General features: G+C 69.2%; 16 protein-coding genes. 7 read left to right on the forward strand and 9 right to left on the reverse strand.

Annotated elements, in window-relative coordinates; genetic code table 11:
* Positions 1-407: 407 nt before the first annotated feature.
* From PA27867_RS10020 to PA27867_RS10060, 9 genes are all read right to left on the reverse strand, one after another.
* The gene (locus tag PA27867_RS10020) at positions 408-1,361 is read right to left on the reverse strand and encodes an oxidoreductase (protein WP_066595960.1); all 954 of its coding nucleotides are present in this window, start codon (positions 1,359-1,361) and stop codon (positions 408-410) included.
* 3 nt (positions 1,362-1,364) lie between these two features.
* The gene (locus PA27867_RS10025; RefSeq protein WP_066595968.1) at positions 1,365-2,351 is read right to left on the reverse strand and encodes an L-lactate dehydrogenase; all 987 of its coding nucleotides are present in this window, start codon (positions 2,349-2,351) and stop codon (positions 1,365-1,367) included.
* Positions 2,352-2,572: 221 nt separating this feature from the next.
* Positions 2,573-3,253, reverse strand: coding sequence for a response regulator transcription factor (locus PA27867_RS10030; protein WP_066595970.1), 681 nt, complete (start codon positions 3,251-3,253; stop codon positions 2,573-2,575).
* Between the two features lie 62 nt (positions 3,254-3,315).
* Entirely contained in the window at positions 3,316-4,884 is a 1,569-nt protein-coding gene (locus PA27867_RS10035; RefSeq protein WP_084020955.1) for a sensor histidine kinase, read from the reverse strand.
* Positions 4,885-5,342: 458 nt separating this feature from the next.
* Positions 5,343-6,824, reverse strand: a complete 1,482-nt coding sequence (locus tag PA27867_RS10040) for an amidohydrolase (RefSeq protein ID WP_066595972.1) — start codon at positions 6,822-6,824, stop codon at positions 5,343-5,345.
* Complete coding sequence (locus PA27867_RS10045) at positions 6,821-7,525, reverse strand: FMN-binding negative transcriptional regulator (RefSeq protein WP_066595974.1); 705 nt, start codon at positions 7,523-7,525, stop codon at positions 6,821-6,823. Before PA27867_RS10045 ends, PA27867_RS10040 begins: the two co-directional genes overlap by 4 nt.
* A 48-nt stretch (positions 7,526-7,573) precedes the next feature.
* Entirely contained in the window at positions 7,574-8,620 is a 1,047-nt protein-coding gene (locus tag PA27867_RS10050) for an Fpg/Nei family DNA glycosylase (RefSeq protein WP_066595975.1), read from the reverse strand.
* 67 nt (positions 8,621-8,687) lie between these two features.
* Positions 8,688-9,176 (reverse strand): ribose-5-phosphate isomerase, encoded by a 489-nt coding sequence (locus tag PA27867_RS10055; protein WP_066595984.1) that lies wholly within the window; start codon positions 9,174-9,176, stop codon positions 8,688-8,690.
* A 56-nt stretch (positions 9,177-9,232) separates the two neighbouring features.
* Positions 9,233-9,859 (reverse strand): DsbA family protein, encoded by a 627-nt coding sequence (locus PA27867_RS10060; RefSeq protein ID WP_066595992.1) that lies wholly within the window; start codon positions 9,857-9,859, stop codon positions 9,233-9,235.
* 284 nt (positions 9,860-10,143) lie between these two features.
* Between PA27867_RS10060 and PA27867_RS10065 the strand changes: the two genes are divergently transcribed.
* The 7 genes from PA27867_RS10065 (at position 10,144) to PA27867_RS10095 (ending at position 20,831) form a co-directional block, all read left to right on the forward strand.
* Positions 10,144-11,721: an MFS transporter gene (locus tag PA27867_RS10065; RefSeq protein ID WP_084020957.1), complete on the forward strand. Its 1,578-nt coding sequence runs from the start codon at positions 10,144-10,146 to the stop codon at positions 11,719-11,721.
* Positions 11,722-11,863: 142 nt separating this feature from the next.
* A complete protein-coding gene (locus tag PA27867_RS10070; RefSeq protein WP_084020959.1) occupies positions 11,864-13,426 on the forward strand; it encodes an SDR family NAD(P)-dependent oxidoreductase in 1,563 nt (520 codons plus the stop codon).
* Positions 13,427-13,570: 144 nt separating this feature from the next.
* Positions 13,571-14,308, forward strand: a complete 738-nt coding sequence (locus tag PA27867_RS10075; RefSeq protein WP_236900679.1) for an exonuclease domain-containing protein — start codon at positions 13,571-13,573, stop codon at positions 14,306-14,308.
* A 155-nt stretch (positions 14,309-14,463) separates the two neighbouring features.
* Complete coding sequence (gene pepN, locus PA27867_RS10080; protein WP_066595998.1) at positions 14,464-17,007, forward strand: aminopeptidase N; 2,544 nt, start codon at positions 14,464-14,466, stop codon at positions 17,005-17,007.
* 170 nt (positions 17,008-17,177) lie between these two features.
* On the forward strand, positions 17,178-18,569 hold the full coding sequence (locus tag PA27867_RS10085) for a mechanosensitive ion channel domain-containing protein (protein ID WP_236900680.1): 1,392 nt from the start codon (positions 17,178-17,180) through the stop codon (positions 18,567-18,569).
* A complete protein-coding gene (locus PA27867_RS10090; protein WP_084020961.1) occupies positions 18,562-19,065 on the forward strand; it encodes a globin in 504 nt (167 codons plus the stop codon). Before PA27867_RS10085 ends, PA27867_RS10090 begins: the two co-directional genes overlap by 8 nt.
* 62 nt (positions 19,066-19,127) lie before the next feature.
* Positions 19,128-20,831, forward strand: coding sequence for an FAD-binding dehydrogenase (locus PA27867_RS10095; RefSeq protein WP_066596001.1), 1,704 nt, complete (start codon positions 19,128-19,130; stop codon positions 20,829-20,831).
* Positions 20,832-20,887: the final 56 nt, after the last annotated feature.

The raw sequence follows: 20,887 nt of genomic DNA on the forward strand, positions 1-20,887 counted from the left end.
CCCCGTCGGCGATTTTTCCACGGTCCGCAACCATCTCGCCGGTCGAACTTGTCAAGGCCGAGTGACGTGCGGATGCGTCGTGCCCACGCGTCGGTCGAGCTCGTCGAGACCCGGTGACGTGCGTAAACGTCGCCACCGATCGCCGGTCGAGCTCGTCGAGACCCGGTGACGTGCGTAAACGTCGCCACCGATCGTCGGTCGAGCTCGTCGAGACCCGGTGAAGTGCGTAAACGTCGCCGCCGATCGTCGGTCGAGCTCGTCGAGACCCGGTGACGTCGTCTCGACAGGCTCGACCGACGTCTCGGTGCGTTCGTGAGGTCCTCTCGCGGCGTCTCAACAGGCTCAACCAACTGACGGCTGGCGCGCTCGGTTCGGGTGACGGGTACCTAGGAGCGAGCGAGTCGCCGTCAAGCGAAGGCGTAGGTGACGCCGGTCAGGCGCTCGCTCTCGGTCCAGAGCCTGCGGGCATCCTCGGTGTTCTGGGAGCGCTTGGAGCGGGTCACCGGAACCGGATGCCCGTGCTGCTGCCCGAACCCCTCCGGACCCACGAACGAGTTACCGGCCAGGCCGGGCACGGTTGCCGCGTACAGCGTCGGCAGGGCGCCCCACACCGCCGGCTGGGCGAGTTCGCGGATGACCGCGGCCGTGAACCGGGCCCGCCTCGTGGTTGTCTTGGCTCCGCGCATGGCCGGTCCGGTGCTCTGCAGGTTCGTGAGCGCAAATCCCGGATGCGCCGCCATGGCCCGCAGCGGTACTTTCGCGGCCGTCGCCCGGCGCTGCAACTCGCTCGTGAACAGCAGGTTCGCGAGCTTGCTCTGCCCGTACGCCGGCCACGCCCGGTAGCGCTTTGCGCCCATCAGGTCGTCGAAGTTCATCTTCCCGATGCGGTGGACGGTGGAGGACAGCGTGACCACGCGGGCATCCGGGCTCGTCGTGAGGAGCGGCAGCAGTCGCCCGGTGAGTGCGAAGTGGCCCAGGTGGTTGGTGCCGAACTGCATTTCGAACCCGTCAGCCGTTTGTCGTTGGGGCAGGTTCATCACCCCGGCGTTGTTGACCAGCAGGTCCAGCCGTCCGGTGCTGTCCGCGAACCGTCCGGCGAACGCCGCGATCGAGTCGAGACTGGCCAGGTCGAGCACACCCACCGCCAGGTCGGCGTCGGGCAGGCGGTCGCGCATCCGTTCGACGGCGGCCTCTCCCCTGGCGGCGTCACGCACGGCCAGCGTCACGGATGCGCCGTGTGCGGCGAGCTGCGCCGCTGTCACGAACCCGAGACCCGAATTGGCGCCCGTCACGATCGCGGTGACGCCGGTGAGGTCGCCGATCTTGTCTTCGGTCCAGCCGTAGCCGAGCTTGGGTTCCATGGGTCAGGCCAATCCGAGAGTGTCGAGGGAGGCGCGGAGGGTGGCGGCCGAGTGTTCGAACAGGGCCTGTTCCTTGGGCGAGAAGGGCACGTCGATGACGCGGGCGATGCCACTGGCGTCAATCACGCTGGGCACAGACAGGGCCACCCCGCTGACGCCGCGGTAGTCGGTGAGCACCGAGCTGACCGGCAGGATCGCGCCCTCGTCGCGCAGAACGGCCTCGACGATCCGGGCCCCGGAGAGCCCGATGGCGTAGTTGGTGGCGCCCTTGCCCTCGATCACCCGGTAGGCGGCGTTCTTCACGTCCTCGGCGATCGACTCGAACTCGGCCTCGGTGAACGGCACCGACCCCGACGACGACGCGGAACCGCCGGCGCTCCGGGTCAGCATCCAGTCGGCCAGGGAGATCGGGCCGATCCGGGCCTGCGACCAGAGCGGGAACTCGGAGTCACCGTGCTCGCCGACGATGAGCGCGTGCACATTGGAGATCGCCACGCCCACTCGCTCGGAGAGCATCCAGCGCAACCGGGACGAGTCGAGCACCGTGCCGGAGCCGAACACCCGGGCCGGCGGCAGGCCGCTGAACTGCTGGGCGGCGACCGCGAGCACGTCGACGGGGTTGGTGACGAGCACGAAGATGGCGTCCGGGGCCCGCTCGACGAGCTTGGGCATCAGGTCGCGGAGGATCTCCACGTTCACGCCGGCCATCTCCAGCCGCGACTGGCCGGGGTGCTGGCGGGCGCCGGCCGTGATCACCACAACGTTGGCGTCGCTGACCACGTCGAGGTCGTCGCCGCCGGTGACCCGGGATGCGCCGGTGAACTGAGTGCCGTGTGCGAGGTCGAGCACCTCGGCGGCAACCTTGGTGGAGTTGATGTCGTAGAGGGCCACCTCGCGGGCCGACTCCCGGATCAGGGCGGCGTAGGCCAGCGAGGTGCCCACGGCACCGGCGCCGACGATGGCCAGTTTGGAGTTCTCAATCACGCTCATGGTCCTAGTGTCCTCCATCCCGGAGGAGCCCCGGACACCACGGCTCCGGCGGATGCGCGCCGCGCCCTCCCACGCACCGACCGGGGACACAGTGCCCTCTCGCCGGCTCCCTGGGGGCACTCCGACGCACCTCGCGAAGCCGTGCTGCGCCGACTTCGGGCACAGTGCCGCTTCCCGGGCATCGAAGTGGCCTCGTGCCGCAACTCGCGGAGTGTCTCGGTTCAGGCTTGCAGGAAGGCCAGCACCGCGAGCACCCGCCGGTGGTCGGAGCCTGTGTCGTCCAGCCCGAGCTTCTGGAAGATCGCGGTGACGTTCTTCTCCACCGCGCCGACCCCGATCACCAGGCGTTCGGCGATGCCGACATTGGTGCGGCCCTCGGCCATCAGCCCCAGCACATCGCGCTCCCGCGGGGTGAGGGCGGCCAACGGGTTGCTGCGCCGGGCGAGCAGCTCCCGCACCACCTGCGGGTCGAGCACCGTGCCTCCGGCGCTCACCCGGGAGACGGCATCCTGCAGCTCGTCGAGCGAGGCGACCCGGTCCTTGAGCAGGTAGCCCAGGCCGCCCTCGCCCGAGGCGAGCAGCTCCTGCACGTAGGTGCCCTCGACGTACTGGCTCAGCAGCAGGATGCCGATGCCCGGCTGCCGCCGCCGCAGCTCGATGGCCGCCCGCACGCCCTCGTCGCGGAAAGTCGGCGGCATCCGTACGTCGAGCACGGCCAGGTCGGGCCGCAGCCGATCGACCTCGGCCAGCAGCGTGTCGGCATCGCCGTAGGCTGCGACGGTGTCGAAGCCGGCCTCGGCGAACAAGCGCACCAGGCCCTCACGCAACAGAACCGAGTCCTCGGCCAGCACCAGGCGCAGTCGCGGGGACGGGGCCTGGTGCGGGTGCTGGAGGGAGCTCATGCCCTCAGGATACGGGGCCCGGAGGCGTGAGACCTCGGGATGGACGGCGGTCCTGAGCGCCGTCACGGACTCACAATCGAACCGCGCAGTTCGCTGACCAAGGGGATGTGCGCTCCGACCGCCGTGGGCCCGCCGGCGGGGCTCCGCACCGAGAGCACGCCGCGCAGGCCGCGCAGGCGTTCGTCAAGGCCAGCCAGGCCGTGGCCGCCCTGCAGCACCGCGCCGCCGTGACCGTTGTCGATCACCCAGAGGTCCAGCCAGGTCGAGTCGTCCTCCGGCACCCGGCGCAGCTCGAGGTGCAGCCGGGCGGTGGAGGCCCCGGCATGCTTGGCCACGTTGGTGAGCAGCTCAGCGGCGATGAAGTACGCGTTGCGTTCGATCTCGGAGGGCAGGCGCAGGTCCCGGTCCACCAGGAGCTCCAACTGCACGGGGACGGTGCTGCGCGCCGCGAGGGACTCCAGGGCCACGATCAGTCCGCGGTCCTGCAGGATGGGCGGCACGAGCCCACGGGACAGCGCCCGCAGCTCCTCGAGCGTGTCCCTGGCCTGGTCCCTGGCCTCCACCAGCAGACGCCGGGCGGCTTCGGGGTCATCGTCGAGACGGCGTTCGGCGCTGGCGAGGTCCATCTGCAGTCGCACCAGGCGCTGCTGCGGGCCGTCGTGGATGTCACGTTCGAGCCGGCGCAGCGACTGGTCCTCGGCCGAGACCGCGGCACCGCGGGAGGCACTGAGGTCGGCGACCTCGCGCTGAAGGGCCTCGGACGACCACGCGCCCAGCATCACGACGGCAATGCCCTGGTGCATCATGACCAACGCGCGGGTGAGGAACGGGAGGGTGAGCAGGAAGGCGAGGCCGAGTGCGGCGTTCACGATGTTCTCGGCGGCCAGGTTCTGGGTGCTGCCCGGACCGTAGGCTCCTGTCCACAGGCCGTAGAGGCCGACGGAGTCGTTGTCGGCCGGCAGCGACCAGCTCCAGAGCCAGTAGGTGAGGCCGCCGAGCGCGCCGGACACCCAGACGATGGTGAGCGACCACGACACGAGGCCGACGATGAAGTTCACGACCATGCCGTGAAGCAGGTAGAGCCAGTAGTGCCCCGACACCAGCGGGCCGAGGATGGCGCGCAACGGCGTGGCCGGTTCGCCCCGCGGGGTCCACTGCGGGGCGGTGATGGCGGGCCGGCCGGCCCAGCGCAGCCGGGTGAGTTCGACGACCCCGAAGCCGCGCGCGGCGTACAGGGCGGCCACGACGATGAACAGGCCCACGAACAGGGCAACCAGGCTCAGGCCAGTGGAGAAAAGGGTCACGAGGACCGAGAAAGCGACGACGATGACGGGCAGGGTCGGCAGCAGGAAGCCGAGCTCCCGCGGTGTTCTCGCCCAGAGGCCGAGGTAACCACGCCCGGCGGACGACAGGGTGTCGGACGCGTCGACGGGCTCTCGCCCGGCAGGGCTGCCTGCGGGCGCGCCGGTTGGACTGGTGGACGGATCGCTGGCGGGCTGCACGAAGCCCAGCGTGGCAGAGTTCAGGCGTTCGGTGTTGAGGTCTGTGGTGAGATCGGTGGTGCTGTCGGGGGTGTCACCGGGGCCGGAACCGGCTGGGCTGTCTGCGGAGTTGAGCGTGGCGTTCGTCATGGTTCCAGCGTGCCCGGCGGCGTCGACGGCGCACATCCCCCCAGCCGCCGGATCGGGCTGGGGGTTATCCCCCGCAGGCACGACACACACGCACGTCGCGGGGTCTCGACAGGCTCGACCGACGAGTGGGCGCGACCCAGCCGTTGGTTGAGCTTGTCGAAACCTGGCGGGCCGATGTCGCGGGCGCGACCCTGCACCTGTCACGGGGTCTCGACAGGCTCGACCGACGAGTGGGCGCGACCCAGCCGTTGGTTGAGCTTGTCGAAACCTGGCGGGCCGATGTCGCGGGCGCGACCCTGCACCTGTCACGGGGTCTCGACAGGCTCGACCGACGCACGGGCACGACACACACGCACGTCGCGGGGTCTCGACAGGCTCGACCAGCGCACGGCCACGACACACACGCACGTCACGGGGTCTCGACAGGCTCGACCAACGCACTGGGCGGCCCCGGAGGGTTAGAGCGTGTTGTGGGTGAACCGACCAGCGAGCAGGGTCGCGGCCACGGGCATCCGGCGGAGGTCGTCAATCGAGGCGACGAACGGGTCGATCTCGCAGATCGCGAGGTCGGCCGGCTGACCGACGGCGAGAGTGTGCCGGCCCCGGGCGGATGCCGCCAGCGCTGCCTGCCGTGAGATCGCCTGGTCGGGATGCCAGGCGGCGCGGTCGCCGCGGGTGCGTCCGACCGCGGCCGCGATGGCCAACCACGGATCGAGGGGCGCAACCGGCGCGTCCGAGCCGAGCGCCAGGGTGACGCCGGCCGCCAGCAGGTCGGCGAGCCGGAACGCGCGATCGGTGCGTCCGGCCCAATACCGGTCGGCCACGTCGCGGTCGTCGAGAGCATGCTCCGGCTGCACGCTCGCCGTCACGCCCAGCCGGGCGAACCGGGCCACATCGGCCTCGGTCAGGAGTTGGGCGTGTTCGATGCTGCCCGTGCAGCCGACGGCCTCGAAAGCGTCGAGGGCGAGGCTGTTGGCGCTGTCGCCGATGGCGTGCACGGCCGGGCGGATGCCCGCGGCGTGAGCCCGGCGCATCTGTGTCGTGAGCTCGTCGGTGGGCACCGTGAGCATGCCACGGTCGTGCTCTCCGGTGAGCCCGGGGTACGCGTCGAAGCAGTAGGCCGTGCGGGTGTTCAGCGAGCCGTCGGTGATCACCTTGTACGGACCCACGGTGAGGAGTCCCCCGGTGCCTTCGATGACCTGGCCGCTGGTGAGACCCTGCTCGATCGCGTCGTCGAGATGATGGGTGTACAAGCCGAAGTCGACACGCAGCCGGTCCTGCCCTGCGGCCATGCGACGCTGCCACACGTCGAGGTTCCAGGTCATCTCCAGGTCGACGATCCCCACCACGCCACGGGCGGCAGCGGCCCGGGCGGCTTCGTCGGCCCAGGCGTCCAGGTCGGCATCGGGCACGTTGTCGATGGCGCGCTCCACCGCGAAGGCGTCGTCTTCACGGAGCAGACCGGTCTGGTGGCCGATGAAGCCGTACACGGCCAGAGCGGCCGAGTTCAGCCAGCAGCTGTGCAGGTCGCCGCTGACCAGAACCACCGGCACCGGCCCTGACGCGGCGTCGAGCAGGGAGCTGGTGGGCGCATCCGGCCAGAGTCCGTCCCGGAAGCCGAAGCCGACGAGCCGGTCCTGATCGCCCGCGGTCGGCAGCGCCGCCAAGGCCGCGAGCCGGTCGGCCACCAACCGGGCGGCGTCGGCGGCGCTGGTCGCCTCGGACACGTCCAACCGCCTCGAGGTCTGCGCCCACTGGCTGAAGTGCACGTGGTTGTCCCAGAGCCCGGGGATGATCCACCGTTCGGCGAGGTCGACGGAACGGGTCGCGGCGGCGTCGGGCGCGAGGTAGCCGATCGAGGTGATGAGACCGTTGTCGATGCGCACGTCGACGAGGTCGTCACTGCCCGGCAGCCGGCCGTTGCGGAGGATCAGGCTCATTCGGCGGACCGGGCCTCGGATGCGCGCTGCTCCGGTGAACGCTGCTCCGGTGAACGCTGCTCGGCCGTTGCGCGGTCGCGGGCCCGGCGCATCCGGGCGGCGAGGGCCGGGCTGGCGAACGGGCCGTCGCCGTCGAGTTCGGTGATGATGTGCTCGAGCGTCTCGGCCGGCTTGTTCTGGCTCATCTTCTCCTTGGCCGTGAACCGGGTGACCCGCAGGCGGAACCCGACCGTGCCGGAGACGATGCGCGCGGCGTAGTCGGCGTTCTCGACGGTGCCGTTCATGCGGCGCGGCTCGGGCATGTGGTCTTCGAAGTGGTCGACCAGGGCGGCGAGCACACCGAGGTTCTCGGCGTCCGAGAGGATCTCCGGGGTGCCGTGCAGGTGCGCGGTGACGAAATTCCAGGTGGGCACGGCCGGCCGGGCGTCGTACCAGCCCGGGGAGATGTAGCCGTGCGGACCCTGCACGATCACGAGCAGCTCATGCGCGCCGAGTTCGTGCAGCTGCTCGTCCGGACGACCCACATGGCTGAGCAGCACGATCTCACCGTCGGCCGCTGTCGGGTCGAGGATGACCGGATAGTGCGAGGCCACGAGTTCGCCGGCGTCGGTGTGGCTGACGAGGGTGACCCACGGGTGCTCCTGGATCAGGTGCCGCACCTCGTCGACCTGGTCGAGGGCGAAGCTGGGATTGGATCTCACGGGCTGGCTCCTGGAGTGCGGTGTGGGGTCGGCGGCGGATGCGGCAGGTCAGGCCTGGCAGGACGGACAGTAGTAGAGCTTGCGGGCGCCCATCTCCTCGAGGGTGATGTGGGTGCCGCACACCCGGCAGGGCAGGCCCTCCCGCTTGTAGACCCAGTGCCGGTCGGCCCGGTTCTTCATCGCGAGCACATACGCGTCGGCGCCCAGGTCGTCCATGGTCATCATCTGGCCGGTGGCCACGCCGATGGCGAGCAGGTGCGCCCAGTCCCGCCACAGGGCGCGCAGGCTCTCCTCACTGAGCGACTTGCCCGGCGCGTGCGGGTTGATCCGGGCCCGGAACAGCAGCTCGGCCCGGTAGACGTTCCCGATGCCGCTGACGACGGACTGGTCCATCAGGAGGAGCCCGATCCGGGTGGGCTTCTTGCGCACGGTGTCGACGAAGCGCTGTTCGGCCTCGGGTGTGTCGTCCAGCTGGGGGTCGGGTCCGAGCCGGTTCATCACCGCATCCACCTGGGCCGGGTCGAGCACCTCGCAGGCGGTCGGGCCGCGCAGGTCTGCCGACACGGTGTCGGTGAGAAGGCGCACCCGCACCTGCCCGACCGGTTCGGGCGGGAAGGTCTCGAGCTGGTCGATCTCGCGTTCCTGCTCGGCCATGCGCACCCGTGTGCGCCGGGGCGCGCCGATGCTGTGCAGCGAGTTCTCGCCGGCGGAGTCCAGCACCGGGCCGGGCAGCGAGCCTCCCCCGGTGTCGCCCGCCGTGTCGCTGCGCGTGTCGCTGCCGGCGCTGAGGTCGGTGCCGCGTTGGTTGGTCTGCCCCATCCGTCCGTTGCTCGACGCGATGGTGGCGTCCATGATGATGTCGCCCGCGAAGTCCCAGGCGCCGTACATGCCCAGGTGCACGCGTAGCCACAGGCCGTTGTCGAACTCCAGGAACATCTGCTTGCCCACCGCTCGGGCATCCGTCATGACATGGCCGTCCAGCTGTGCCGCCCCGGCGGCGAACCGGCCCTGCGGGCTCGACAGCGAGACTCGACGGCCCACAAAATTACGCGCGAACTGACGGGTGATGCGGTGGACCGAATGTCCCTCTGGCACGGCGACGCTCCTTGTGATGGATGGCTGGGTCTGCGTGTGTGCGGCTTACGGTGTGTCCGCTCGGCTGTCAGCGGTCGAGCACGGTGCCGGCGATGCTGCCGGTGAGCTCGTACTCGGCCAACTGGTTGATGCGGCGCTGGTGGCGCTCCTCGCCGGGGAATGGCGTGGCCACGAAGGTGTCGATGAACGCGATGACATCGTCGATGGGGTGCTGGCGGGCGCCGATCGCGATCACGTTGGCGTTGTTGTGCTCCCGGGCCAGCGTGGCCGTCGCCTGGTTCCAAACCAGAGCGGCCCGCGCACCGCGCACCTTGTTCGCCGCGATCTGCTCGCCGTTGCCTGACCCGCCGAACACCACACCGAGGGCCTCGACGCCATCGGCCTGGTCGGCGACCACGGCAGCGGCGGCGCTGATGCAGAACGCCGGGTAGTCGTCGAGCGGTTCGTAGCTCGTCGGCCCGTGGTCGATGACCTCGTGGCCGGCGTCGCCCAGGTGGCTGATCAGGTGCTTGCTGAAGTCGAGTCCGGCATGGTCGGTGGCGATGTGGATGCGCATGCTGAGCAGTCTATTTTGTCGAGCCCGGGCGGCGCTCCGCCCGGGCTGCGCCGGCGCTATTCTGCGGCGACGGTGACCGCGGGGGCGAAGATCGGTTCGCGGGTGCGGCTGCGCTTGATCTCGAAGAAGCCGTCGTACGCGGCCACGGCCACGACGCCGTCCCAGAGCGCGAGGGCGGCGTCGCCCATGGGTGCCGGAGAGATGACCGGGCCGAAGAAGGCCACGTCGTTCACGGCGATCACCGGGGTACCGACATCCTGGCCCACTCGGTTGATGCCGTCGAAGTGGCTCGCGCGCATCTGCACGTCGAACTCGTCGCTCTCGGCGTACCGGGCGAAGTCGGCCGGCAGGCCCACCTCGGCGAGGGCCGCGGGGATCACGGAATCGGCATCCGAGTTGGCCTCGTGGTGGATGCGGGTACCCAGGGCGTCGTACAGGGCCTTGACGGTTTCCTGGCCGTGCAGTTCCTGTGCGGCCTGCACGAGTCGGGTGTATTTGAGTGCCCGGGGGAAGAAGGCCCGGTACTCCTCGGACACATCGTTGTTTTCGTTCAGCACCGCAAGGCTCATCACCTGCCAGGTCACCTCGAATCCGCGCAGATTGCTCACCTCGTCCACCCAACGAGAAGTCATCCAGGCCCACGGGCAGGAGGGGTCGAACCAGAAGGTCACAGAGTCGCTCATTGGTCCAGCCTAAGCGAGCCGCTGGCCCCGGAATGCCCAGTTTCGCGGGCGACCGGAACCCGGCTAAAGCCCTGTCCAGAGCCGCTATCGAAAATGAAATGCCTGATTCAGCCCCATATTGCGCTAAAATTGAGTCTTATGCCCGCTGACGGGCCGCCCCGCATCCGGGGCACATGACCTCCATCTGAGGCATCTGCCGACCTCCACATCGAGGTTGGCCATGTCTGCGCAAGAGTCATGTCATGACCTCCACAAGAGGCATCTCTACTGTCAGAAAGTGACTCATGTCTAACGCTATTAATGGCGCAGATCGCGCCGCGAAGAAGATCAAGAAGCCCCTGCTTCGGCGACGCCTGAAAGTGTCCGACGTCAACGTCGTCGATCGCCCCATGTTGAAGAAGGCTCTCGGCGGAACCATCGTCGGAAACACCATGGAATGGTACGACGTCGGTGTCTTCGGGTACCTCATCACCACCATGGGCCCGGTCTTCCTTCCCGAGGCCGACCCGACCGTGCAGACGCTGTTCCTCCTCGGCACCTTCGCCGCCACCTTCATCGCCCGCCCTCTCGGCGGAGTCTTCTTCGGCTGGCTCGGCGACAAGGTCGGCCGCCAGAAGGTGCTCGCCATGACCCTGATGATCATGGCCGCCTCCACCTTCGTGGTCGGCATCCTGCCCGGCTACGCGCAGATCGGCATCTGGGCCGCGGCCCTGCTGGTGCTGACCAAGCTCGTCCAAGGCTTCTCCACCGGTGGCGAGTACGCCGGTGCGACCACCTTCGTCAGCGAGCACGCCCCGGACAAGAACCGTGGCTTCCTGGCCAGCTTCCTCGACATGGGCAGCTACCTGGGCTTCGCCATGGGCGCCGCGCTCGTGTCGATCCTGCAGGTCACCCTAGGTCAGGCCGCCATGGAGGAATGGGGCTGGCGCCTCCCGTTCCTCATCGCCGGTCCGCTGGGTCTCATCGCGATCTACTTCCGCATGAAGATCGAGGAGTCCCCCGCGTTCCAGGCCAGCCTGGACGCCCAGGAGGTCAACTCCAAGGACCCCAACTTCGTCGAGGACGACAGCATCCCCAAGGGGCCGCTCGCGATCTTCAAGAACTACTGGCGCGGCATCCTGCTCGCGATGATCCTGGTCGCCGCCGCCAACACGGTCGGCTACGCCCTCACCTCGTACATGCCCACCTACCTCACCAGCACCATGGGGTACGACGAGCTGCACGGCACCCTGCTGACCATCCCGATCCTCGTGATCATGGCCTGCTGCATCCCCCTCACCGGCCGGCTCTCCGACAAGATCGGCCGCCGCCCGGTGCTCTGGATCGGTTCCATCAGCGCCGTCGTGCTCTCGATCCCCGCGTTCATGCTCATCGGCGTCGGCACGATCTTCACCACGCTCTTGGGCCTGGCCCTGATCGCGTTCCCGGTCACCTTCTATGTCGCCAACCTGGCCTCGGCGCTGCCGGCGCTCTTCCCCACCGCCAGCCGCTACGGCGCCATGGGCATCGCGTACAACTTCGCCGTCGCCATCTTCGGTGGCACGACGCCGTTCATCATCGCGGCGCTCATCGCGGGTACCGGCAACGACATGATGCCGGCCTACTACCTCATGGCCACCTCCTTCATCGGTGCGATCAGCATCTTCTGGCTCAAGGAATCGGCCAACCGCCCGCTGCCCGGCTCCATGCCGAGCGTGGAATCGGAAGAGGAGGCCCGCGAGCTCGTCGCCGGCCAGGACGACAACCCGCTGCTGGACACCGACGAAATGCCGTTCGATGCCACCTATGAGCCGCCGACCTCGTCGATGGACCTGAGCGCGCTCAAGACCGCGGATCCCGACGCGGAGCCGGCCAAGGTCTAACCTTCCGGCACCGAGCCGCACCGCTGGTCGAGCCTGTCGAAACCCCCGCGCCGCAAGGCATGTCCCGGGGTCTCGACAGGCTCGACCGACGTGTGGCCTGTTTCTGAAACCACCGGCGGATGCGCCGTCGTAGAATTCTCTGATGACCACCGAGCAACACCCGCAGAGCGCACCCGCTGATCCCGCCGCACGAGCCGAGGCCGCCGCATCCGCTTCTGAGACCGGACCAGGCCAGGCCGCCGCATCCGCCGTCCCGGCCATCGACCCGCAGGACCTCGAGGTGGCGCTGCGCGTGCTCGCGTCGCTGGCGACCATCGACCCGGACGACCCCGACTTCGTCACCGTCCGCCAGGCCACCGCCAAGATGTTCAAGTCGGTGAAGACCGTGCGCCGGCACGAGAAGCGGCAGCTGATCGCCGACGCCGACCGCGAGGTCATCGCGGCGACCGCCACGGGCGCCCCCACCCGGATCGACGACGAGACCATCGGCGCCCAGCTGCGCCTGGGCACCGACCGCCCCAGTGCCGGCGAGCTGCTCGTGCCTCGGGCCTGCTACATCTGTAAGCAGAAATACACCCTCGTCGACGCGTTCTACCACCAGCTCTGCCCGAGCTGCGCCCTGATGAGCCACAGCAAGCGCGACGCGCGCACCGACCTCACCGGCAAGCGGGCGCTCCTCACCGGCGGCCGCGCGAAGATCGGCATGTACATCGCATTGCGGTTGCTGCGCGACGGCGCGCACACCACCATCACGACCCGGTTCCCCCGCGACGCCGTGCGCCGGTTCAGCGCCATGCCGGACTCCAAGGACTGGCTGCACCGCCTGCGCGTGGTGGGGATCGACCTCCGCGACCCGGCCCAGGTGATCGGCCTGGCCGACTCCGTGGCCGCTGCCGGTCCCCTGGACATCCTGATCAACAACGCCGCGCAGACCGTGCGCCGCTCCCCCGGTTCCTACTCCCCGCTGGTGGAGGCCGAATCGTCGCCGCTGCCCGACGGCGACCTGCCCGAGATCGTCTCGTTCGGGCACACCAACGACGCCCACCCCACCGCGCTGGCGGCCTCCGTGGCGAGCCACCCGATCCTGGCCGCCGCCGCGACCGGAGCGGCACTCACCGCCGACGACCTCACGGCGCTGGCCCTCGCGCCCGGCTCCTCCTCGCTGGCCCGGCTCGCCGCCGGAACCGCGATCGACGCCGGTGGGCTGGTGCCCGACCTGCACGAGGAGAACAGCTGGACGGCCAACGTCGAAGACGTGGACCCGCTCGAGATGCTCGAGGTGCAGCTGTGCAACACGACGGCGCCGTTCCTGTTGGTGAGCCGTCTGCGCGCCTCGATGGCCGCATCCGCTGCCCGGCGTACCTACATTGTGAACGTGTCGGCCATGGAGGGGGTCTTCGGGCGAGGTTACAAGGGGCCCGGCCACCCGCACACCAATATGGCCAAGGCCGCGCTGAACATGCTCACCCGCACGAGCGCCAAGGAGATGCTCTCCGACGGCATCCTGATGACGAGCGTCGACACCGGGTGGATCACCGACGAGCGCCCGCATCCCACCAAGATCCGCCTGGCCGAGGAGGGCTTCCACGCGCCGCTCGACCTGGTCGACGGCGCCGCCCGCGTCTACGATCCCATCGTGCGCGGCGAGGCCGGCGAAGATATCCACGGTGTCTTCCTCAAGGACTACAAGCCCGGCACCTGGTAGCCCGCGCCCCGTCCCCGGCGAACTCTGAGCTAAACCCCGAAAATGCCGGATTTCCGGAGCTTGACTCACGGCTCGCGGGACGGATGCACGGCACTCCCGGGCGCCTGACGGGCAGTGTCGGAGGGCACCGCTAGTGTCTGGAGCGTGCAGACATCAATCGGGCCCACCATGATCGCCGAGATCCCCTCGCTCTGTGTCTTCGACCTGGAGACGACCGGGGTCAACACCGACGAGGATCGCATCGTCACGTGCTTCATCGGCCGTGTCATGCGCGACGGCACCGTGAACGGGTCGTACAGCTGGCTGCTCAACCCCGGTATCCCCATCCCCGATTCAGCCTCAGCCATCCACGGCATCACCGACGAGGTCGCCCAGCGCGACGGGGTCGACCCGGCCACGGCCATCGCCGAGATGCTCACGGTACTCCGTCGCAGCATCGCGGGGGGCCGCCCGATCGTGGCGTACAACGCGAGTTTCGACCTGTCCATGCTCAACGCGGAGGCCCGCCGTTACGGCCTCGAACCGATCGTGGACTTCGGGCCGGTCATCGACCCCTACGTCATCGACAAGGCCATCGACCGTTACCGCAAGGGCAAGCGCACCCTCGTGGTGACTGCCGAGTTCTACGGGGTGCTGCTCGAGGGCGCGCACGACGCCGAGGCGGATGCCGTGGCCACCGGGCGCGTGGCCTGGGCCCTGTTGGCCAAGACCGACGAGACCGATCTGCACGCCCTGCACACCCGACAGGTCGGCTGGGCGCTCGAGCAGGCCGAGAGCTTCCAGTCATACCTGCGCAAGTCCAAGGGTGACGATCTCATCGTCATCGACGGTGCCTGGCCGATCCGCGCCGGCGCCGACCGGGCCCCGGTTCCCGCACTCTGACGTCACGGCTTGACGTCACGGCCTGGCGTCACGGCCCACTCACGGTCGACCGCCCGGCCGCGATGCTGCGTCCGGTCGGCTGATCGGATCATGGCTAGGCTTATTCTCTACGCGACAGCGCCAGAAGCGCCGCGAAACGAAGATGGAGAATACCGTTGCCCGGAGAAAACCTCACCAGGATCGAAGCCCAGGAGCGCAAGGCGCTCGTCAGCGTGACCAGCTATGACGTCACCCTTGACCTGACGACGGGTCCGACGACCTTCGCCAGCACCACCACCGTCGCCTTCAGCGCCGTGGCCGGCAGCTCGACCTTCATCGACGCGATCACCGAAAGCGTGCACAGCGTCACCCTCAACGGTGCCGAGCTCGACCCGGCCGTCGTCAGCGACGGCATCCGGATTCAGCTCGACGGTCTCGCGGCCGAAAACGTGCTCACCGTCGTCGCCGACGCCGCGTACACGAACACCGGCGAGGGACTGCACCGCTTCGTCGACCCCGTCGACGACGAGGTGTACCTGTACAGCCAGTTCGAGGTGCCCGACTCCCGCCGCGTCTTCGCGGTCTTCGAGCAGCCCGACCTCAAGGCCACGTTCAGCTTCACGGTCACCGCGCCCGGCGCCTGGGAGGTCATTTCCAACTCGGCCACGCCCGAGCCCACGGATGCCGGCAACGGCAACAAGACCTGGGCGTTCGAGCCCACCCACACCATGTCCAGCTACATCACCGCGCTCGTCGCCGGCCCGTACGCCGTGGTGCGCAGCGAGCTCACCTCCAGCGACGGCCGGATCATCCCGCTGGGCCTGTTCAGCCGCAAGAGCCTGTTCGAGTACCTCGACGCCGACTACATCTTCGAGAAGACCCGCCAGGGCTTCGCGTACTTCGAGGAGAAGTTCGACTTCCCGTACCCGTTCGACAAGTATGACCAGATGTTCGTGCCGGAGTTCAACGCCGGCGCGATGGAGAACGCCGGCGCGGTCACCTTCACCGAGACCTACGTGTTCCGCTCCAAGGTCACCGACGCGATCAAGGAACGCCGCGTCGTGACGATCCTGCACGAGCTGGCACACATGTGGTTCGGCGACCTGGTCACCATGAAGTGGTGGAACGACCTGTGGCTGAACGAGTCGTTCGCCGAGTGGGCGTCGACCATCGCCACCGCCGAGGCCACCGAGTGGACCGAGGCGTGGACCACCTTCGCCGCGATGGAGAAGAGCTGGGCGTACCGCCAGGACCAGCTGCCCTCGACGCACCCGGTCGTGGCCACCATCACCGACCTCGAAGACGTGCAGGTGAACTTCGACGGCATCACCTACGCCAAGGGCGGCTCGGTGCTCAAGCAGCTCGTCGCCTGGGTGGGCATCGACGCGTTCTTCACCGGCGTCGCCTCCTACTTCAAGAAGCACGCCTGGGGCAACACCGAGCTCACCGACCTGCTCGTCGAGCTCGAGGCCGCCAGCGGCCGCGACCTCTCCGGCTGGGCCGCCCTGTGGCTCGAGACCGCGGGCGTCAACACCCTTCGCCCGCAGATCGAGGTCGACGACGCGGGAGTCATCACCGCGTTCGCCGTGCTGCAGACCGCCACCGAGGACTACCCCACCATCCGCCCGCACCGCCTCGCGATCGGGTTCTACGACCTCGTCGACGGTGCCCTTGTCCGTACCCACCGTGTCGAGCTCGACGTCGACGGCGTGCAGACGGATGTCCCGGAGCTCGTCGGCCGCACCCGCGCCGACCTGATCCTGCTCAACGACGACGACCTCGCCTACGCCAAGGTCCGGCTCGACCCGGCCTCGCACGCCGTGGCCCTCGAGCACCTCGCCGCGATCGAAAGCCCCCTGGCCCGCTCGCTGGTCTGGGGTTCCGTCTGGGACGCGACCCGCGACGCGGAGACCTCGCCGCGCGACTTCGTGCGTCTGGTACTGGGCAACGTCGCCACCGAAACCGAGTCGACGACGCTGCGCACCGTGCTGGGCCAGGTGTCGCTCGCCGCGCAGTACTACGTGGCCCCCGAGCACCGGGACGCCACCGTCATCGCCGTCGGCGATGCTCTCTGGACCTTGGCCCAGGGCGCGGAGGCCGGCAGCGACGCGCAGTTCCAGTTCGTCAAGTTCTTCGCCTCCGTCGCCGAGACGCCGGCCCAGCTGGCCGCGATCGCGGGCCTTCGCACGGGTTCCTTCGCCCTGCCCGGCCTCACCATCGACACCGATCTGAGCTGGGAGCTGCTCGCCGCCCTGGTGGCCGGCGGAGAAGCCGGGGAAGAAGAGATCGCCGCCGCTCTGGCCGCGGACAACACCGCCACCGGCGCCCAGTCGGCCGCGAACGCGCGTGCCGCGATCCCCACGCTCGACGCGAAGCAGGCCGCCTGGTCGTCGCTCATCGACGTGGACACCGCACCGAACACCATCGTGCGGGTCACCGCCGCCGGGTTCCTGCGCGCCCACGACACGAGCCTGCTCGAGCCGTTCGTCGCCCAGTACTTCGACGTTCTGCAGACGGTCTGGGCCGAGCGGAGCTACTCCATCGCGGAGAAGCTCATCACGGGCCTCTACCCGTCGCCGCTGTCGAACCAGGCACTGGTGGACGCGACCCGCGCCTGGCTCGACGCCAACCCGGAGCCGGCCGCCCTGCGCCGTCTCGTGGTGGAGAACCTCGCCGGAGTGGAGCGCTCCCTGCGCGTTCAGGCACGCGACAAGGAGTAACACCTCCCGACGCCGGTCGTTGATCGAGCTTGTCGAGATCCCGCACCGGGTCTCGACAAGCTCGACCAGCGTGCCCTGACGCGCGTGCCTTGGCCTTCAGGAACGCCGGAGTCGCCGCTCGATAGACTTGGCGGGCTATGGACTGGAACATATTTTGGAAAACTGCCGACATGATCTGGAACTGGGACATCGTTCAGATCGCGGCCATCGTCGTCTTCTCGCTGATCGCGCGCTGGATTCTTCTCTTTGTGATCCGGCGCGTCGTGACGCAGATCGTGTCCGGGGTCAAGAAGACCCAGAATGTCGATGACACGCAGTCTCTGAACGTCTCCCCGCTCTCGGCGGTGCGCACGGTGCAGCGCACCCGCACGCTCGGCTCGGTCCTCACCAATATCGTCAACGTTCTCGTCGTGATCGTGGCGATCCTGCTCTGCGTGAACGCGATCGACACCACCATCCTCAGTTCGTTCGCGCTCCTCACGGCTGCCCTCGGCGCCGGTCTCGGTTTCGGCGCCCAGAACATCGTCAAGGACGTGCTCAACGGCCTCTTCATGGTGATGGAAGACCAGCTCGGAGTGGGCGACGTCGTCGACCTCGGTCCCGCCACCGGAGTCGTCGAAGCCGTCGGCATCCGCATCACGCAGGTGCGCGACGTCAACGGCACCCTCTGGTTCGTTCGCAACGGCGAGATCCTGCGGGTCGGCAACATGTCGCAGGGCTGGGCGCGTGTGATCATCGACCTCGCCGTGCCGTACAAAACCGACGTTGATGCCGTGCAGGCCGAGATGCTCCGCGTGGCCGTGGAGATGGCCACCAACTCGAAGTGGCGCTCCCGCGTGATCGAGAAGCCCGAGGTCTGGGGCATCGAATCGATCGCGGAGGATGCCATCGTCATCCGGATCGTGATCAAGACCCGCACCTCGGCCAAGGACGACGTGGCGCGCGAGCTGCGCCTCCGGCTCAAGAAGGCGCTCGACGCCATGGGCGTGGAGCTTCCCTCGCTCTCCAGCATCGTGCTCACGGGCTTCGAGGGTGCCGCGAGTGTGCAGGGCGCCCGCCCGCCGCGCACCACCCCGCTGCCGGTTATCGCCCCTCCGGCGAAGAAGGCTCCCCGCAAGACCCGGGCGCAGAAGGCCGCCGAGGCCCTCGAGGCAGCGAACGCGACCGTTGCGGCTCCGGCCCCGGCCGCGGAACGCCCGGCCGCTCCACGCGCCACCAAGTCACCAGCAGCGCCGACTGCCCCACCCTCGGCCGCCGGCGACACGAGCACGCAGTCCCCGGCCGGGCCGGGCGCGACCGTCCGTCCCACCCGCATCCCGTCCATCGCCCGCAATCAGGCACCACGGGCACCCCGCACCGTGCACCTGCCGATTCAGGACGGCTCCCCCGCGTTCTCGGACGCTCCCACCGACCCGACCGCCGAAGTGCCCACCGCACCGGATCCCGCCGCGACCACGAAGCCGGCCGCCAAGCAGGCCAAACCCCGCACCCGGCCGATCGACAAGCACGACCAGGCGCGCCCCGACCAGCCCACAGCACGCGATGGAGACTCCGATGACTGACCCGCGACCCACCGAGCCGGCCGGCGCCGCCGCATCCGCCACCCCGGGGCCGGTGTTGATCCCCGCCACTGGGCCCTCCGGCGTTCACCTGCGCTCGGGTGAGAACGGTGCGTCGCTCGGCCCGTCGTTCTACCAGGAGGTCGGCGGGCGGCCGTTCTTCGAGAAACTCGTCACCGAGTTCTACCGCGGTGTGGCCGGTGACCCGGTGCTCAAGCCCATGTATCCGGAGGAGGACCTCGGCCCGGCCGCCGAGCGCCTCACCGGGTTCCTGGAGCAGTACTGGGGCGGCCCCGGCACCTACAGCGAACAACGCGGCCACCCCCGACTCCGGCAGCGGCACCAGCCGTTCAAGGTCAATCCGGATGCCCGGGACCGCTGGCTGTTGCACATGAAGGCCGCCGTCGACTCCTGCGACCTGCCGCCGCTGCAGCGCGCCACGCTCTGGGACTACCTGGAGCGCGCGGCGCACGCTATGGTCAACACCTTCGACGACTAAGTTACGAGCCACACCCCTGCCGCGGCCCATCCCCGCGGTCCCTCGCTGACAACGGAGTCATCATGAGCCCCTCTCGTCCCGGCCTGCCCGCGCAGGATGCCGCATCCGCCGACGTCATCGTGGTGGGGGCGGGCCTTGCCGGCCTGGTCGCCACCGCCGAACTCGTGGATGCCGGCAAACGGGTGCTGCTCGTCGACCAGGAACCTGCCGCCTCCCTGGGCGGGCAGGCCTGGTGGTCGTTCGGCGGGCTGTTCCTGGTGGACTCGCCCGAGCAACGCCGGATGGGGGTCAAGGACTCCCTCGAGCTTGCCCGGCAGGACTGGTTTGCCAGCGCCGGGTTCGACCGGACCGAAGACTACTGGCCCACCCGGTGGGCCGAGGCCTACCTGAACTTCGCGGCCGGAGAGAAGCGGGCCTGGCTGCGCGAACGCGGCGTCTCGTTCTTCCCCGTCGTCGGCTGGGCCGAACGCGGCGGCTACACGGCCCTGCAGCACGGCAACTCCGTGCCCCGGTTCCACATCGTCTGGGGCACCGGTCCGGCCATCCTCGAGCCGTTCATCACCCGGGTGCGTGACGGTGTGCGCGCAGGCCTGGTCACCGCGCTGCACCGGCACCAGGTCGACGAACTCCTGGTCGACGGCGTTGACGCGGGCGGCACCGGAACCGTCGTCGGTGTGCGCGGCAGCGTCCTCGCCCCCAGCACCGCGGCGCGCGGAGAAGCCAGCAACCGCGACGTGATCGGCGAATTCGAGCTGCGGGCGTCGGCGGTCATCGTCACGAGCGGCGGAATCGGCGGCAACCACGACCTGGTGCGAGCCCAGTGGCCGGCCCGGCTTGGCACTGCCCCCACCAACCTGCTCTCCGGGGTTCCGGCCCACGTCGACGGGCGGATGCTCGCGATCAGCGAGACCGCCGGCGCCCGGCTCATCAACGGCGACCGCATGTGGCACTACACGGAGGGCATCGTCAACTGGGACCCGGTCTGGGCCCGGCACGGCATCCGCATCCTGCCCGGCCCATCGTCACTGTGGCTCGACGCGACGGGAAAACGCCTACCCGCTCCCCTGTTCCCCGGTTTTGACACCCTGGGCACCCTCGAACACCTCATGACGACCGGGTACCAGCACAGCTGGTTCATCCTCACCCAGAAGATCATCGAGAAGGAATTCGCTCTCTCCGGCAGCGAGCAGAATCCGGACCTCACCGGCAAGGACCTCCGGCTGCTCGCCAAACGGGTCGCACCAGGCGCACCCGGGCCCGTCGAGGCGTTCAAGAGCAAGGGTGAGGACTTCGTCGTGGCCGACACCCTGCACGACCTGATCGCCGGCATGCAGAAACGCTCCCCCGAGGTGCGCATCGACGCGGCCCGGGTGGAACGCGAGGTGCTGGCCCGCGACCGGGCCCTCGACAACGACTTCGGCAAGGACGCCCAAATCAATGCGATCCGGCAGGCGCGGCACTACCGCGGCGACCGGCTCATCCGGGTGGCGAGCCCGCACAAGCTGCTCGACCGCTCGAACGGGCCGCTGATCGCCGTGAAACTGCATCTGCTCACCCGCAAGAGCCTCGGCGGCATCGAGACGGACCTTTCGGCCCGGGCGCTGTCGGCGGACGGACAACCCGTGCCCGGCCTCTATGCCGCGGGCGAGGCATCCGGCTTCGGCGGCGGCGGCGTGCACGGCTACCGTTCTCTCGAGGGGACCTTCCTCGGTGGCTGCCTCTTCTCCGGCCGCACGGCCGGCCGCGCGGTCGCGGCCGCCCTCTAGCCCCACTACTCCTCCCGCGAACTGTGGGCGTTGCCCACAAATCGCAGACTTCCGGG

Origin of the sequence: Cryobacterium arcticum (assembly GCF_001679725.1) — a bacterium.
Lineage (GTDB): Bacteria > Actinomycetota > Actinomycetes > Actinomycetales > Microbacteriaceae > Cryobacterium > Cryobacterium arcticum_A.

Excerpts from the sequence above, each read along its gene's own strand:
- PA27867_RS10090 (WP_084020961.1), top strand. The coding sequence starts at position 18,562 with ATGACTGACCCGCGACCCACCGAGCCGGCCGGCGCCGCCGCATCCGCC.
- PA27867_RS10040 (WP_066595972.1), bottom strand. The coding sequence starts at position 6,824 with ATGAGCCTGATCCTCCGCAACGGCCGGCTGCCGGGCAGTGACGACCTC.
- PA27867_RS10085 (WP_236900680.1), top strand. The coding sequence starts at position 17,178 with ATGATCTGGAACTGGGACATCGTTCAGATCGCGGCCATCGTCGTCTTC.
- PA27867_RS10020 (WP_066595960.1), bottom strand. The coding sequence starts at position 1,361 with ATGGAACCCAAGCTCGGCTACGGCTGGACCGAAGACAAGATCGGCGAC.
- PA27867_RS10025 (WP_066595968.1), bottom strand. The coding sequence starts at position 2,351 with ATGAGCGTGATTGAGAACTCCAAACTGGCCATCGTCGGCGCCGGTGCC.
- PA27867_RS10060 (WP_066595992.1), bottom strand. The coding sequence starts at position 9,859 with ATGAGCGACTCTGTGACCTTCTGGTTCGACCCCTCCTGCCCGTGGGCC.
- PA27867_RS10030 (WP_066595970.1), bottom strand. The coding sequence starts at position 3,253 with ATGAGCTCCCTCCAGCACCCGCACCAGGCCCCGTCCCCGCGACTGCGC.
- PA27867_RS10055 (WP_066595984.1), bottom strand. The coding sequence starts at position 9,176 with ATGCGCATCCACATCGCCACCGACCATGCCGGACTCGACTTCAGCAAG.
- PA27867_RS10065 (WP_084020957.1), top strand. The coding sequence starts at position 10,144 with ATGTCTAACGCTATTAATGGCGCAGATCGCGCCGCGAAGAAGATCAAG.
- PA27867_RS10095 (WP_066596001.1), top strand. The coding sequence starts at position 19,128 with ATGAGCCCCTCTCGTCCCGGCCTGCCCGCGCAGGATGCCGCATCCGCC.
- PA27867_RS10070 (WP_084020959.1), top strand. The coding sequence starts at position 11,864 with ATGACCACCGAGCAACACCCGCAGAGCGCACCCGCTGATCCCGCCGCA.
- PA27867_RS10035 (WP_084020955.1), bottom strand. The coding sequence starts at position 4,884 with ATGACGAACGCCACGCTCAACTCCGCAGACAGCCCAGCCGGTTCCGGC.